The organism is Leptospira biflexa serovar Patoc strain 'Patoc 1 (Paris)', assembly GCF_000017685.1.
Taxonomy (GTDB): Bacteria; Spirochaetota; Leptospiria; order Leptospirales; family Leptospiraceae; genus Leptospira_A; species Leptospira_A biflexa.
On record NC_010602.1, the window covers coordinates 2,032,869 to 2,045,257 of the forward strand.

Genomic DNA, 12,389 nt, shown 5'->3' on the forward strand with positions numbered 1-12,389 from the left:
AATTAGTTTTTTTTCTCTTCTTTTTTCTTTTCTCTGATGATGACTTTTCCACCTGCTTTTTCAATTTTCTCTTTTGCAGAGGCAGAAAAAGCATCCACCGTGATGGTAATGGCAGTCGTCACTTCGCCAGTTCCGAGCAATTTGATGGGACCAGCTTCCGACTTAATCAAAGATTTTGCTTTGAGAATGGCAGGAGTCACTTCCCCAGATAGACCCGCTTTTGTTAAAGAGATCAAGTTGACTGGTTGGAACACTTCAGAGAAGATATTGGTAAAACCACGTTTTGGCAAACGTTTGTGAAGGGGCATCTGTCCACCTTCGAAACCACGTTTCATAGAAGATGCACGAGCTCTTTGTCCTTTGGAACCACGAGTGGAAGTTTTTCCCATCCCCGATCCTGGACCTTGGCCCACACGTTTCGGAGAGGTTTTTGCACCTACCGGAACTGGAACCAAGTTTTTGTTGCCGAGAGATGTGGATTTTTTCGCACGTTTTGCGCCAAACCCACGACCTTGTTCGATTCTATCTTGTGCCATACAATTATACCTTTTCCACTTTCAACAAGTAACCTACTTGTCGTAACATCCCTTTCAATTGGGGAGTCATTTTGTGTTTTTTGGATTGACCTTTCTTTTTAAGGCCGAGTGCAATGAGAGTTTTTTTGTGCATTGGGATAATCCCAATTGAACTTCTATCTTGCGTTACGATCACTTCTTCCATAGTCAGATTCCTTCTTATAGATCTTGCCCAAACAAATGTTTGAGACTAACACCACGTCGTTTCACCGCCATAGACGGAGTTTCCAATTGTTGTAATGCATCCATAGTCGCCTTCACAATGTTCATCGGGTTTGAAGATCCCCATGATTTTGTCAAAACATCTTGGATCCCTGCTCTTTCCAAAACGGAACGAACAGAAGCTCCCGCGATGATCCCCGTTCCCGGAGAAGCAGGCTTCAAAATCACTCGAGCAGATTTGAACTGTCCCACAACATCGTGCGGAACTGTATGACCGATATAGTGAATGGATTTTAAATTCTTTTTAGCCGATTCAATGGACTTTCGGATGGCATCTGGAACTTCGTTTGCTTTTCCAAATCCAATTCCTACTTTTCCTTTCGAGTCGCCGACGACAGAAAGTGCGTTGAAAGAGAAACGACGTCCCCCTTTCACAACTTTGGCAACTCGGTCGATTTTAACGACCTTCTCAGTAAATTCTTTTGTTTCTTCTTCTAACATCATTTAGAACTCCAATCCACCTTCGCGGGCAGAATCAGCAAACGCAGCGATCCTTCCGTGGTATACCATCCCAGAACGGTCAAGAACCACTTGGGAAACACCCGCTTTTTTCGCCTTGTCAGCGACTACTTTACCGAGTTCGGTTGCAGCCGATTTACTCTTCTTAGAATTTTCATGTTTCGGAAAATCTTTCTCGAGGGTGGTTGCGTAAACTAATGTTACACCTTTTGCATCATCAATGATTTGTGCAGTGAGGTAACGGTTTGTTTTGTTAAACACTAACCGAGGTCTTTCCGATGTTTGGCGGAGTTTGTATCGAACTCTCTCCGCTCTTCTCAATCTTTTCGTATTTTTAGCTGTCTTGTTGATCATGACGTTCTACTTCTTACCGGTCTTTCCGGCCTTTCTACGGATGTATTCGTTCTGGTATTTGATCCCTTTGCCTTTGTAAGGCTCAGGAGGTCTTTTGGAACGAATATCAGCCGCAACTTGTCCAACCAGTTGTCGGTCAATTCCCGATACTTTGATTTTGAGCTGATCTGCGACTTCAATTTTGATGCCATTGGGTTCAGGGAACACCACTTCATGAGAATAACCAAGTGCCATCACTAGATCCTTACCACGTTTTTGTGCACGGTAACCGACCCCGGTGATTTCCAGGTTTTTTTCCCAACCAGAAGTGACTCCTTTCACGCAGTTCATCGCAAGGGAACGAACGAGACCATGGAGTGCCACAGTCTTTTGGTCTTCACTTTTACGAGTAAAAACCAATTCTCCGTTTTCTACGTTGGCACTTACACCTTCGTAGATTGGAGTTTTTAATTCCCCTAACGGCCCTTTGATGGTAAGGGCTTCTGCATCTGCTTTTACTTCTACCTTTGCAGGCAATTTGATGATACTTTTTCCGACTCTAGACATAGTGTTATCGTTCTCTAGAATACCTTACAGAGAACTTCCCCTCCTACTCTGAGTTTACGAGCACGTTTCCCAGTCATCACACCTTTCGAAGTCGAAAGGATGAGCGTTCCGATGTTATTTCGGAATGGGCGGATTTCACCAGATTGGATGTATACTCGACGACCTGGAGTCGAAACTCTCTCGATCATACGAATCACCGGTTTCTTTTCCGTGTCATATTTTAGTTTTACTTGGAAGTCATCAAAACTTCCATTTTTTACAGTTTGGACATCATCTACAAAACCTTCTTCTTTGAGAAGATCTAGGATGGACTTTTTGATTTTGCTACCAGGAATCACACAAAGCTCATGTTTAGCTTGTTGTGCGTTTCTAATTCTTGTTAGCATATCTGCGATTGGATCTGAAAGACTCATATCTTACCTTAACCTAATTACCAGGAGGACTTTTTCACACCGGGGATCTGAGCCTTGCTAGCAAGGTCCCGGAAGCAAAGACGACACATATCAAAGCGGCGCAAATAAGCGCGTGATCGACCACAAAGAGGGCAACGATTGTACTCTCTCACTTTGAATTTTTGCTCTTTGGCGTGGCGTTCCATCATTGATTTTTTCGCCATGAGTAATCTCCTACTTACCTGCCGTTCGGTAAGGCATACCGAAGGCTTGGAATAATTCGAACGCTTCTTTGTCCACTTCCGTGTTCGTTACGAAAGTGATATTGATTCCATAGATCGTATTGATTTTATCAAATTGGATCTCTGGGAAAATGATCTGTTCTCTGACAGAAAGGTTGTAATTCCCTCTTCCATCAAAACCTTTCGGGTTGACACCACGAAAGTCACGAACCCTTGGAAGGGCTACGTTAATGAAACGATCAAGGAACTCATACATATGATGACCACGAAGAGTCACTTTGCAACCAAGCACCATTCCTTCTCTCACTTTGAAACCAGCGATGGATTTCTTTGCGAAAGTTTTGACCGGTCTTTGGCCAGTGATTTGGCCAATTTCCACAAGGCATGCTTCCATTGCTTTCGGGTTGGTATGAGCTTCGCCCATCCCGACATTGATTACGATTTTTTCGAGTTTAGGAACTCTCATCACACTTTGAAAGCCGAGTGACTTTTGAAGTGTAGGACGAATTTCCTTTTCGTATTTTGATTTAAGCCTAGGTACCATATCTATACTTCTTTCCCTTCTGGTCGAGTCACTCGTACGGATTTACCATCCTTCTTGGCAAAGCCCAAGCGTACAGCCTTAATTTTCTTCTTAGGCTTCGCTTTGTTCTCTGCTTTTGCGTCGTGAAACATCACATTGGAAATATGGATTGGGAATTCGATTTCAATCGCTCCCCCACCAGGGTTTTCTTGCGTCGGACGAACGAATCTTTTTCGTTTGTTCACACCTTCGATGTAAACGCGGTCTTTGCGTTTATCAACAGCAAGAACCTTCCCTTTTTTTCCTTTTTCTTTTCCAGAAATCACAAGGACTTCATCGTCCTTTTTGATTTTTGTTTTTTTGAATTTAGTAGGCTCGGAACCTCTATATGCTAATTTAGTCGCCATTCTAGAGAACCTCCGGAGCTAGAGATATAATTTTCATGTATTTTTTATCACGAAGTTCGCGGGCAACAGGTCCGAAGATCCTTGTTCCTTTTGGATTCCCTTTATCATCGATAATGGCAACCGCATTGTCATCAAAACGGATATAGGTTCCGTCTGGACGACGAACTTCTTTTTTCGTTCTTACGACAACGGCTCTTTGAACCGCTTTGTTATGCACCTTCTTACCTTGCCCGTCACGAAGACCATATGCAGGTTGTGCTTCCTTCACAGCGACGATGATTTCGTCACCAAGCGTTGCGTAGCGTTTTTTGGAACCGCCAAGCACTTTTACGCACATGACTTTTTTCACACCCGAGTTATCGGCTACTTGTAAAATAGTTTCTTGTTGGATCATACTAATTTAGCCTTCTCAATTACCTTTACAAGTTTATGGTGTTTCTGTTTAGAAAGTGGTCTTGTTTCCACAGCGATGACTCGATCACCAACTTGACACTCGTTCTTCTCATCGTGAATTTTCACGCGGGAAGTTCTGGTCATAATTTTCTTAAACCGTGGGTGCACTTTTCTTGTGATGATTTCAATCACTACGGTTTTATCCATAGCATCGCTCACGACTACACCCTGAATGGTTAAAGACTTTTTAGAGTTTTTATCTTCCATAACCTACTTCTTCTTACCTTTGCTCGTTTTAGCAGCTTTTGGAGCTGAACCAGCCTTTGGTGCGATTTGTTTGAGTTTACCTTTCGCAGTGAGTTCCTTCTCACGAAGAACCGTCAACGCTTGGGCAATTCTCTTCTTATGATTGCGGATTACTTTTGGATTCTCAAGAGATCTTGTGACACCAAATTGGAATCTTGCTTTTCTTACTTCTTCGGAAGAGGAAAGAATTTCTTTCTTCAAATCTTCTGGAGTAAGTGATTTGAAATCGTCTTTCATAGAACGTTCCTCTTTACAAATGAAGTTTCAACTGGCAGTTTGAACGCTGCTAAATGAAGTGCTTTTCTTGCTGTTTCTTCATCAACACCAGCCATTTCAAAAAGAACACGACCTGGACGGATTTCAGCAATCCAGAACTCAGGGTTACCTTTACCTTTACCCATACGAGTTTCGGCAGGTTTTTTCGTGATTGGTAGATGAGGGAAGATCCTGATCCATAATTTCCCACCTCGTTTGACTTGGCGGTTGATGGTGATCCTTGCAGCCTCAATTTGGCGCGCAGTGATGCGACCGGAAGAAATGGCTTTTAAACCAAACTCTCCGAACGCAACGTAAGAACCTCTTTCGTCCTTACCTTTTAAGCGCCCTCTTTGGCGTTTTCTAAATTTTACTCGTTTAGGTGCTAACATGATGGTTTCTCTTTAGTACTTCTTAACTCGTTCTACGTTTTACAGCGTATTTATCTTCATCGGACTCTTCTTTTGTTGGGAAGTAGTCCCCTGTATAAGTCCATACTTTCACACCAATCTGACCGAAAGTCGTGAGAGCTTCTTTGAATCCAAAATCAATTTTGGCACGGAGAGTATGAAGAGGAACTCGTCCTTCCATATATTTTTCCGTTCTTGCCATATCAGCTCCGTTGAGTCGTCCGGAGATTTGAATTTTCACACCTTCCACTCCACCGCGCATGGCACGACGAAGTTCTGCTTTCATCACACGTCGGAATGGCATCCTTTGTTCGATTTGAAGGGCCACTGTTTCCGCAATTGCTTGTGCAATGATCTCAGGTTTTTTCACCTCGATGATGTTCATTCCAATCGGTTTATCAGCGAATTTTTTAAGTTCTTGTTTCACCGCTTCGATGTTTTGGCCTTTTTGACCAATCACCATACCTGGTTTAGAAGTATGGAGGTTTACGTTGATCTTCTCAGGGAATCTTTCGATGATGATTTTGACAACGGATGCATTTTTGAATTTCTTCTGAAGGAATCTACGGATCTTGATATCTTCGTGAAGATTTTTAATGTAATCTTGTTTGGAAAACCAAACCGAATCCCAGTTACGTGTGATTCCGATTCGTAGTCCGATTGGATTTACTTTCTGACCCATAAATTAGCTAACCTTCTTTTCGATTTCAGATACAACAACAGTGATGTGGCTCAAACGTTTACGGATCCTGGAAGCACGACCTCGTGCTCTTGGTCGGAAACGTTTCATGATAGGGCCGTCATCCACATAGATTTTTTTAACAAAGAGTGAATTTGGATCCAAACTTTCGTTCATCTGGATGGCATTTGCCACTGCTGAATTGAGAAGGTTAATGATCATTGAACTTGCGGCTTTATTTGTAAAACGCAAGATATCAATGGCTTCCTTATAATCGTATCCACGAACTTCATCAGCAACCAGGCGAGCTTTTCTGGCAGAAATTCTTAGGTGTTTTCCAACTGCTTTTGCTTCCATCACTCTACCTATTTCTTCGCTACTTTTTTGTCTCCACCATGACCCTTGAAGGTTCTAGTGGGAGCAAATTCACCAAGTTTGTGACCGATCATGTTTTCATTCACATAAACAGGAACAAACGCTTTGCCATTATGAATCATCACAGTGTGACCAATCATATCTGGATAAATTGTACTTCTTCTGGACCAAGACTTGAAGGGAGTTTTTTTCCCTTCAGAATTTAACTTGGTAATTTTTTTCATGAGGTGGTCGTCGATGAACGGACCTTTTTTTAAGCTTCTAGCCATGAGTATCTAGACCCTACCTATTCCTGTTTTTCTTACGTCTTTGGACAATAAAACGATCAGACGGTCTCGTCTTACGCGTTTTAAAACCTTTCGTAGGTTTACCCCATGGAGTCACTGGGTGACGTCCACCGGAAGTTCTACCTTCACCACCACCGAGTGGGTGGTCCACAGGGTTCATAACGACCCCTCTTACTTTCGGTCTCTTTCCTAACCAACGGTTACGACCTGCTTTTCCAATGATGACTAAATTGTGGTCCTTATTGGAAAGTTCCCCAATGGTTGCCAAACACTCTTTACGAACCTTTCGGATTTCCGAAGAAGGAAGTTTGAGTGAAACATAGTCTCCATCTTTTGCAGAGATGACAGCAAAGGAACCAGCCGTTCTTGCGATTTGGCCACCCTTACCGATATGGAGTTCGATGTTGTGAACGTTTGTTCCTGCAGGGATTTTATCTAAAGGAAGTGTATTCCCTAGTTTGATCTCTGCTGCTGGACCTGATTCAATTTTGTCCCCAACTTTTAAACCGTTAGGAGCTAAAATGTATCGGTATTCTCCATCCGCATAACAAACAAGTGCAATGAATGCAGAACGATTCGGATCGTACTCGATTGTTTTTACTGTTGCAGGGATTCCAAATTTATTACGTTTGAAGTCGATGATCCGGAACTTTCTTTTGTTACGTCCACCTTTGCGTCTAACAGCAATTCGTCCCTTATTGTCACGACCAGCTTTATAGGAAATGTTGGCAGTGAGCGGCTTGTAAGGAACCACTTCTGTGATTTCTTTGAAATCTAAAACCGAATAATACCGGCTAGACTGCGTTGTGGGTTTAAGTTTTCTAATTCCCATAATTAAACCTTAGCAAAATCCAAATTTGCTCCGTCTGCAAACGTCACTACAGCTTTTTTGTAGTGAGGTCTTTGTGACGGCATGTTTCTAAAACGTTTCATTTTTCCGCGGTAAACAGCGACGTTTACATTTGTCGGAACGACGTTATACATTTGTTTCAGAGCCTGTTTGATCAAAGTTTTGTTCGCATCCGGGTGGACTTTGAACGTATACTTGACAGTTCTTTTTCCCATACGTTCTCCAATTGTTTGAAGGTCTTGCGACTTTTCTGTAACAACTGGTGATAAGATTACATTCTCTAGGTTCACTGTCTTATCCTTTCTTAGAATACTGAGCCTGAAGCTCTTTTAAAGCGCTTTCAGAGATTACTAAATTGTTATTATAGAGGATGTCTCGGCAAACGACACGTTTGCTGTTCACATATTTGAGGTTCTCTATATTGCGAGTGGATTTTTTGAGGAATTGGTTTTCACCAGCTACCACAAAACCCACGTTACCCTTCTCTGCAATGTCCATGTTCTTCAAAATGTTGTAGATGGACTTTGTGGAGTAAGAAGAAGGTTCTACGTCTTCTATGATCGCGATTCTGTTTTCTTCTGCCTTTTTGTTAAGGATGGAGAGAACAGCCTTTTTCTTTACGCTGCGTGACAAGTTAGAGGAATAATCTCTTGGTTTTGGTCCATGAATGATACCACCACCAACGAAATGTGGAGCTCTGATGGATCCTTGTCTTGCACGACCAGTTCCTTTTTGAGCCCAAGGTTTGATTCCCCCACCGCGAACTTCGGAACGATCCTTTGTAGAATGTGTCCCTTGTCTATTGTTCGCATTTTCAGCTTTCACCGCATCATAGATGGCTCCAAGCGAAATGCCGGTAGCAAATAATTCTGCCGGAAGTTCAACTTCGCTTACGAATACGCCTTCTTTATTGTATTTACGCGCTTTCATGTTCTACCTATCTATCCGATTTTTTCTATCGTAACGATACCACGTTCCCTTCCTGGAACTGGACCGGATACAAATACCAAGTTGGCGTCTGCATCAATTTTTACTACTTTGAGGTTACGAACAGTAGTCTGCTCAGAACCCATTCTTCCGCCCATTTTCAAACCCTTGAACACGCGTCCAGGAGTTGTGTTCGATCCAATCGAACCAGGGTGTCTTTGAAAACGAGAACCGTGTCCTGCGGGACCACCAGCAAATCCATGGCGTTTTACAACACCTTGTGTTCCCTTCCCTTTTGAAGTTCCGGTCACTTTCACTGTATCATCCAAAGCAAAGATATCTGCGAGTTTCACTTCTGAACCCACTGCCACACCCTCAAATCCTTTGAATTCAACCAAAGTTTTTTTAGGAGTCGCGATATTCGCTTTTTTAATATGTCCGAGCTCAGCCTTTGTTAAGTGTTTTTCTTTGGCATCTCCGAATGCTAACTGGACTGCTTCATAGCCGTCGTTAGCTTCCGTTTTTACCTGGGACACAAAACAAGGACCCACGCGTAAAACAGTTACAGTAACCATCTTACCGTCGTTATTGAATATGTGGGCCATGCCCAATTTTTCGCCGATTAAACCTTTAGCCATGGATCCTATCCTTAGGATTTAATATCTACGGAAACTCCAGCAGGGAGTTGAAGCTTCATCAGGGCTTCGACCGTATCTTCATTCGTATTTAAAATATCGATGAGTCTCTTATGAGTTCTCATTTCAAATTGTTCTCTAGCTTTTTTATTCACGTGCGGAGAACGTAATACCGTGTAGATTTCTTTTTTCGTTGGGAGTGGGATTGGACCGGAGACAGTTGCCCCGGTCCTCTTCGCAGTCGCAACGATTTCAAAGGTTGATTGGTCAATCAACCGATGATCGAAAGCTTTTAATTTAACGCGAATTCTTTGTCCAGCCATTGTATTACTCGACGATCTCCGCAACAACACCAGAACCAATTGTTCTTCCACCCTCACGGATAGCGAACTTCAAACCTTGGTCCATAGCAATTGGGTGAATTAGTTCGATTGACATCGTAACGTTATCACCTGGCATTACCATCTCCATTCCACCAGGAAGGTTACAAACACCAGTGATGTCAGTAGTTCTGAAGTAGAATTGAGGGCGGTAGTTGTTAAAGAATGGAGTATGACGTCCACCTTCGTCTTTTGTAAGAACGTAAACTTCTGCCTTAAACTTTCTGTGTGGAGTGATTGTACCCGGTTTCGCAAGAACTTGACCTCTTTCGATGTCTTCTTTTTTCGTTCCGCGAAGAAGAGCACCAATATTGTCTCCAGCTTCTGCTTGATCGAGTAGTTTACGGAACATTTCAATACCAGTAACAACTGATTTTGTAGTATCACGAATACCAACAATCTCGATCTCGTCGTTGATCTTAAGAACACCTTGCTCTACACGACCTGTTGCAACAGTTCCACGACCAGTAATTGAGAACACGTCCTCAACTGGCATTAGGAAAGGTTTATCAACAATACGAGTAGGGTTTGGAACGTAAGTATCAACTGCTTCCATTAGTTTTAAAATGGATTTCATACCTAGGTCAGAATCTTCACCCTCAAGAGCTTTTAATGCAGAACCAGAGATGAAAGGTGTTTTATCACCTGGAAAGTTGTATTTGTTAAGGAGGTCTTTGATTTCCTCTTTTACCATTTCAACCATATCGTCTCTTTCATCAGCAGCTAACATATCAGCTTTGTTGAGGTAAACCACGATGTAAGGAACACCAACTTGGCGAGCAAGTAGGATGTGTTCTTTCGTTTGTGGCATAGCACCGTCAGTGGCAGATACTACGAGAATCGCAGCGTCCATCTGAGCAGCACCAGTAATCATGTTTTTTACATAGTCAGCGTGACCTGGACAATCTACGTGTGCATAGTGACGGTTAGGAGTTTCATATTCCTGGTGAGACGTTGCAATAGTAATCCCACGAGCCTTTTCTTCTGGCGCGTTGTCGATTTGGTCATAAGCAATCGCTTTGTTTTTTCCACCTACTAACTTCGCAAGCGTTGTTGTGATTGCTGCCGTTAGGGTTGTTTTACCGTGGTCAACGTGACCAATTGTTCCGATGTTTAAGTGTGGTTTTGAACGGTCAAATTTTTCTTTAGCCATTGTTAGAATCTACTCCTCAATCGTGGTGCAAGACCCGATATTCGGTTCTTTACTCCTTTAGAACTGCATAAAATTCAGAGGTAAAAGCAGTCCTTTCCCAAGAAATGCCAATCCCTTTGGTCATGTTTCTAAGAGCCCCTGAAAAGCCAAGCAGGTTTTGGGCCGGTGCATTGGCTTTTAAGTGACTCTTCCCTGCCACAGCCTCAATGATGGAAACCACCTTTGCGTCCCTGCGACTTAGATCAGAAAGAACTACACCTAAGTGGTCTGAGTCTACCATCACTTCAATTTCAGTGAGGGGACCAACCAAATATGTGTTTGACGGAAAACATTCCTTCACTCCCGCAAGTATTGCTACTTTGAGAAGAGTGAGAGTGGTTTGTAAGTCTCCCTTCGGCATCTCATAAGAGAGAATACGAAGCCTAAGACCACAAACTTCCTCACCGTAAAACCCGTGTAAGCAGGCTTCCTTAAAGGACATTTCTATCGAATTTTTTACTTCTTCCGGAAGACTTACCTCGAAGGCAATTTGCTTCGAAAAATCGGCAGTATCTTCCAGGACTGCGATGAGCGTGCCGCTTGACTTTTGGTCTTCAAAGGCACGATGCTCTAGGGCAACCTTATGAGACATTTTTTTAAAAAGCTCTAATTTGGCAATGTTTATCGAACTAAAAGTGAGTTTTTTTTCTGTTTTCCCGGAAATTCGTTTGATCCCAATTTCCAAATGGAGTTCCCCTCGCCCAAAGAGGACAATTTGTCCTGTATCTTCCTTGATTGCCGTCTGATACCCCGGGTCTTCCCACACGAGTTCCTCTAGGCGACATAACCAAAACTCTTTGTCCGAGGATTCTTCCGGTTCAATCACAAGAGAAAAGGGACTTGGGGAACGTTGGTCTTTTTGGTTCTCGTTTCCTATTCCCTGAACATTCCGTAAGGCAACGGGCTCACCTGGATACAGAAGAAAACGTTCATTGTGTTTCAAGAGGACAAGTTTTCCCTTATGGATCTCTTGGGTTGTTTCTTCCGTCTCCGGGTCGATGAATTGGAAAAGACCAGCGTTCGAAGCGTTCGGAGGCAAAGGAACGGATTGGAGAAAGGTTTCCGTCATGGAAAGAAGGTCTAATTCGCTCAAATCCTTTAGTGGATACACAACGGCATAAGGACCAATTCCCTCCGCCATCCTTCGGGATAAAACAAGTAGAGGATAGGCCAATGGGATTATGTCAGTTGGAACTTTGGGATTTGTCCAAAGGAGGAGGTCTAAAAGTTCCCGAACCCCTTCCCCTGTTTTAGCAGAACCTCCATACACAGGAAAAAGTTTTCCGGATTTGGGACCATCCTTCAAACCGATCCTCGCAAAATCTGCCGAAGACGAAGATTGGCTCCAAGAAGAAATCAAAAGTTCATCATTCCAAGAGAGAAGTTCCTCATCCACCTTCTTCGCAAAAGAATGAGAATGGTTTAGATAGTATTCTAATGCTCCTGACTCTGTTTTTTGAAATAGGCAAACAGGTGCCACACCTAAAATTTCCTCGAGGGACACCAGCGTGTCCAAGTATTCATCACCAAATCGGTCCAGTTTGTTAATAAAAAAGACAATGGGCACACTTGCCTTTCGCAGTTCTTCTATCACGAGTCGTGCCTGCGATTGTACCACTGTACCTGCTTCCAAAACCACAACCGCTGTTTCCATCGCAGGGAGAAGATCCGTGACTTGGTTTCGAAAGTCAATATGACCGGGCGTGTCTACTAATTGGATTTGGAATGTCCCGAAGTCGGTTTGCCAAGGTAAGGAATGGAAAGTGGTTCGAATGGAAATCCCACGTTCAATCTCCTCTTGTAAAGAATCCGATTCCGTATTTCCATCTTCAATGGAACCCACCGCCGAAATTTTTCCAGACTCATATAATATCCGTTCGGTGAGGGTAGTTTTTCCCGAATCAATGTGTGCAAAAATTCCTACTGTTCGGTAATATTTCATATTGGTGTGTTAAAACAAAAAAGCCAGGTTTCCACCTG

The 12,389-nt window shown here is 42.9% G+C and carries 23 protein-coding genes; all 23 read right to left on the bottom strand.

The window, feature by feature from the left end; all coding sequences use genetic code 11:
* Window positions 1-2: 2 nt before the first annotated feature.
* The 23 genes from rplO to LEPBI_RS09720 are packed head-to-tail and all read right to left on the bottom strand — an operon-like array spanning window position 3 to window position 12,351.
* Window positions 3-536 carry a 50S ribosomal protein L15 gene (gene rplO, locus LEPBI_RS09615; RefSeq protein WP_012388926.1) on the bottom strand — a complete coding sequence of 178 codons (534 nt, stop codon included), beginning with the start codon at window positions 534-536 and terminating at the stop codon, window positions 3-5.
* 4 nt (window positions 537-540) lie between these two features.
* Window positions 541-720, bottom strand: coding sequence for a 50S ribosomal protein L30 (rpmD, locus tag LEPBI_RS09620; protein ID WP_012388927.1), 180 nt, complete (start codon window positions 718-720; stop codon window positions 541-543).
* A gap of 14 nt (window positions 721-734) precedes the next feature.
* Window positions 735-1,238: a 30S ribosomal protein S5 gene (gene rpsE, locus LEPBI_RS09625; protein WP_002973816.1), complete on the bottom strand. Its 504-nt coding sequence runs from the start codon at window positions 1,236-1,238 to the stop codon at window positions 735-737.
* A 3-nt stretch (window positions 1,239-1,241) separates the two neighbouring features.
* On the bottom strand, window positions 1,242-1,610 hold the full coding sequence (rplR, locus tag LEPBI_RS09630) for a 50S ribosomal protein L18 (protein ID WP_012388928.1): 369 nt from the start codon (window positions 1,608-1,610) through the stop codon (window positions 1,242-1,244).
* A 6-nt stretch (window positions 1,611-1,616) separates the two neighbouring features.
* Window positions 1,617-2,156, bottom strand: coding sequence for a 50S ribosomal protein L6 (gene rplF / locus LEPBI_RS09635; RefSeq protein WP_012388929.1), 540 nt, complete (start codon window positions 2,154-2,156; stop codon window positions 1,617-1,619).
* A 14-nt stretch (window positions 2,157-2,170) separates the two neighbouring features.
* A complete protein-coding gene (gene rpsH, locus LEPBI_RS09640) occupies window positions 2,171-2,569 on the bottom strand; it encodes a 30S ribosomal protein S8 (RefSeq protein WP_002973604.1) in 399 nt (132 codons plus the stop codon).
* Between the two features lie 17 nt (window positions 2,570-2,586).
* Complete coding sequence (locus LEPBI_RS18905; protein ID WP_012476296.1) at window positions 2,587-2,772, bottom strand: type Z 30S ribosomal protein S14; 186 nt, start codon at window positions 2,770-2,772, stop codon at window positions 2,587-2,589.
* A 10-nt stretch (window positions 2,773-2,782) separates the two neighbouring features.
* On the bottom strand, window positions 2,783-3,334 hold the full coding sequence (rplE, locus tag LEPBI_RS09645; RefSeq protein WP_012388930.1) for a 50S ribosomal protein L5: 552 nt from the start codon (window positions 3,332-3,334) through the stop codon (window positions 2,783-2,785).
* Between the two features lie 2 nt (window positions 3,335-3,336).
* Window positions 3,337-3,720 (bottom strand): 50S ribosomal protein L24, encoded by a 384-nt coding sequence (gene rplX, locus LEPBI_RS09650; protein ID WP_012388931.1) that lies wholly within the window; start codon window positions 3,718-3,720, stop codon window positions 3,337-3,339.
* Between the two features lies 1 nt (window position 3,721).
* Entirely contained in the window at window positions 3,722-4,114 is a 393-nt protein-coding gene (gene rplN / locus LEPBI_RS09655; protein ID WP_002974152.1) for a 50S ribosomal protein L14, read from the bottom strand.
* Entirely contained in the window at window positions 4,111-4,380 is a 270-nt protein-coding gene (rpsQ, locus tag LEPBI_RS09660) for a 30S ribosomal protein S17 (protein ID WP_012388932.1), read from the bottom strand. The genes rplN and rpsQ overlap by 4 nt, the downstream gene beginning before the upstream one ends.
* Window positions 4,381-4,383: 3 nt before the next feature.
* Window positions 4,384-4,656, bottom strand: a complete 273-nt coding sequence (gene rpmC, locus LEPBI_RS09665) for a 50S ribosomal protein L29 (protein WP_012388933.1) — start codon at window positions 4,654-4,656, stop codon at window positions 4,384-4,386.
* Entirely contained in the window at window positions 4,653-5,066 is a 414-nt protein-coding gene (gene rplP / locus LEPBI_RS09670; RefSeq protein WP_012388934.1) for a 50S ribosomal protein L16, read from the bottom strand. The genes rpmC and rplP overlap by 4 nt, the downstream gene beginning before the upstream one ends.
* A 22-nt stretch (window positions 5,067-5,088) precedes the next feature.
* On the bottom strand, window positions 5,089-5,766 hold the full coding sequence (rpsC, locus tag LEPBI_RS09675; protein ID WP_012388935.1) for a 30S ribosomal protein S3: 678 nt from the start codon (window positions 5,764-5,766) through the stop codon (window positions 5,089-5,091).
* Between the two features lie 3 nt (window positions 5,767-5,769).
* A complete protein-coding gene (gene rplV, locus LEPBI_RS09680; RefSeq protein WP_012476297.1) occupies window positions 5,770-6,120 on the bottom strand; it encodes a 50S ribosomal protein L22 in 351 nt (116 codons plus the stop codon).
* Window positions 6,121-6,128: 8 nt separating this feature from the next.
* The gene (gene rpsS / locus LEPBI_RS09685; RefSeq protein WP_002974021.1) at window positions 6,129-6,407 is read right to left on the bottom strand and encodes a 30S ribosomal protein S19; all 279 of its coding nucleotides are present in this window, start codon (window positions 6,405-6,407) and stop codon (window positions 6,129-6,131) included.
* A 13-nt stretch (window positions 6,408-6,420) separates the two neighbouring features.
* The gene (gene rplB, locus LEPBI_RS09690; RefSeq protein WP_012388937.1) at window positions 6,421-7,257 is read right to left on the bottom strand and encodes a 50S ribosomal protein L2; all 837 of its coding nucleotides are present in this window, start codon (window positions 7,255-7,257) and stop codon (window positions 6,421-6,423) included.
* Between the two features lie 2 nt (window positions 7,258-7,259).
* A complete protein-coding gene (locus tag LEPBI_RS09695) occupies window positions 7,260-7,565 on the bottom strand; it encodes a 50S ribosomal protein L23 (RefSeq protein ID WP_012388938.1) in 306 nt (101 codons plus the stop codon).
* Window positions 7,566-7,569: 4 nt separating this feature from the next.
* Entirely contained in the window at window positions 7,570-8,205 is a 636-nt protein-coding gene (gene rplD / locus LEPBI_RS09700; RefSeq protein ID WP_012388939.1) for a 50S ribosomal protein L4, read from the bottom strand.
* An 11-nt stretch (window positions 8,206-8,216) separates the two neighbouring features.
* On the bottom strand, window positions 8,217-8,840 hold the full coding sequence (gene rplC, locus LEPBI_RS09705) for a 50S ribosomal protein L3 (RefSeq protein WP_012388940.1): 624 nt from the start codon (window positions 8,838-8,840) through the stop codon (window positions 8,217-8,219).
* Between the two features lie 11 nt (window positions 8,841-8,851).
* Window positions 8,852-9,160, bottom strand: coding sequence for a 30S ribosomal protein S10 (gene rpsJ, locus LEPBI_RS09710; protein WP_002974412.1), 309 nt, complete (start codon window positions 9,158-9,160; stop codon window positions 8,852-8,854).
* A 4-nt stretch (window positions 9,161-9,164) separates the two neighbouring features.
* The gene (tuf, locus tag LEPBI_RS09715) at window positions 9,165-10,370 is read right to left on the bottom strand and encodes an elongation factor Tu (RefSeq protein ID WP_012388941.1); all 1,206 of its coding nucleotides are present in this window, start codon (window positions 10,368-10,370) and stop codon (window positions 9,165-9,167) included.
* 49 nt (window positions 10,371-10,419) lie between these two features.
* The gene (locus LEPBI_RS09720; protein ID WP_012388942.1) at window positions 10,420-12,351 is read right to left on the bottom strand and encodes an elongation factor G-like protein; all 1,932 of its coding nucleotides are present in this window, start codon (window positions 12,349-12,351) and stop codon (window positions 10,420-10,422) included.
* Between the last annotated feature and the right edge of the window lie 38 nt (window positions 12,352-12,389).

Excerpts from the sequence above, each read along its gene's own strand:
- rplO (WP_012388926.1), bottom strand. The coding sequence starts at position 536 with ATGGCACAAGATAGAATCGAACAAGGTCGTGGGTTTGGCGCAAAACGT.
- rpmD (WP_012388927.1), bottom strand. The coding sequence starts at position 720 with ATGGAAGAAGTGATCGTAACGCAAGATAGAAGTTCAATTGGGATTATC.
- rpsE (WP_002973816.1), bottom strand. The coding sequence starts at position 1,238 with ATGTTAGAAGAAGAAACAAAAGAATTTACTGAGAAGGTCGTTAAAATC.
- rplR (WP_012388928.1), bottom strand. The coding sequence starts at position 1,610 with ATGATCAACAAGACAGCTAAAAATACGAAAAGATTGAGAAGAGCGGAG.
- rplF (WP_012388929.1), bottom strand. The coding sequence starts at position 2,156 with ATGTCTAGAGTCGGAAAAAGTATCATCAAATTGCCTGCAAAGGTAGAA.
- rpsH (WP_002973604.1), bottom strand. The coding sequence starts at position 2,569 with ATGAGTCTTTCAGATCCAATCGCAGATATGCTAACAAGAATTAGAAAC.
- LEPBI_RS18905 (WP_012476296.1), bottom strand. The coding sequence starts at position 2,772 with ATGGCGAAAAAATCAATGATGGAACGCCACGCCAAAGAGCAAAAATTC.
- rplE (WP_012388930.1), bottom strand. The coding sequence starts at position 3,334 with ATGGTACCTAGGCTTAAATCAAAATACGAAAAGGAAATTCGTCCTACA.
- rplX (WP_012388931.1), bottom strand. The coding sequence starts at position 3,720 with ATGGCGACTAAATTAGCATATAGAGGTTCCGAGCCTACTAAATTCAAA.
- rplN (WP_002974152.1), bottom strand. The coding sequence starts at position 4,114 with ATGATCCAACAAGAAACTATTTTACAAGTAGCCGATAACTCGGGTGTG.
- rpsQ (WP_012388932.1), bottom strand. The coding sequence starts at position 4,380 with ATGGAAGATAAAAACTCTAAAAAGTCTTTAACCATTCAGGGTGTAGTC.
- rpmC (WP_012388933.1), bottom strand. The coding sequence starts at position 4,656 with ATGAAAGACGATTTCAAATCACTTACTCCAGAAGATTTGAAGAAAGAA.
- rplP (WP_012388934.1), bottom strand. The coding sequence starts at position 5,066 with ATGTTAGCACCTAAACGAGTAAAATTTAGAAAACGCCAAAGAGGGCGC.
- rpsC (WP_012388935.1), bottom strand. The coding sequence starts at position 5,766 with ATGGGTCAGAAAGTAAATCCAATCGGACTACGAATCGGAATCACACGT.
- rplV (WP_012476297.1), bottom strand. The coding sequence starts at position 6,120 with ATGGAAGCAAAAGCAGTTGGAAAACACCTAAGAATTTCTGCCAGAAAA.
- rpsS (WP_002974021.1), bottom strand. The coding sequence starts at position 6,407 with ATGGCTAGAAGCTTAAAAAAAGGTCCGTTCATCGACGACCACCTCATG.
- rplB (WP_012388937.1), bottom strand. The coding sequence starts at position 7,257 with ATGGGAATTAGAAAACTTAAACCCACAACGCAGTCTAGCCGGTATTAT.
- rplD (WP_012388939.1), bottom strand. The coding sequence starts at position 8,205 with ATGAAAGCGCGTAAATACAATAAAGAAGGCGTATTCGTAAGCGAAGTT.
- rplC (WP_012388940.1), bottom strand. The coding sequence starts at position 8,840 with ATGGCTAAAGGTTTAATCGGCGAAAAATTGGGCATGGCCCACATATTC.
- rpsJ (WP_002974412.1), bottom strand. The coding sequence starts at position 9,160 with ATGGCTGGACAAAGAATTCGCGTTAAATTAAAAGCTTTCGATCATCGG.
- tuf (WP_012388941.1), bottom strand. The coding sequence starts at position 10,370 with ATGGCTAAAGAAAAATTTGACCGTTCAAAACCACACTTAAACATCGGA.
- LEPBI_RS09720 (WP_012388942.1), bottom strand. The coding sequence starts at position 12,351 with ATGAAATATTACCGAACAGTAGGAATTTTTGCACACATTGATTCGGGA.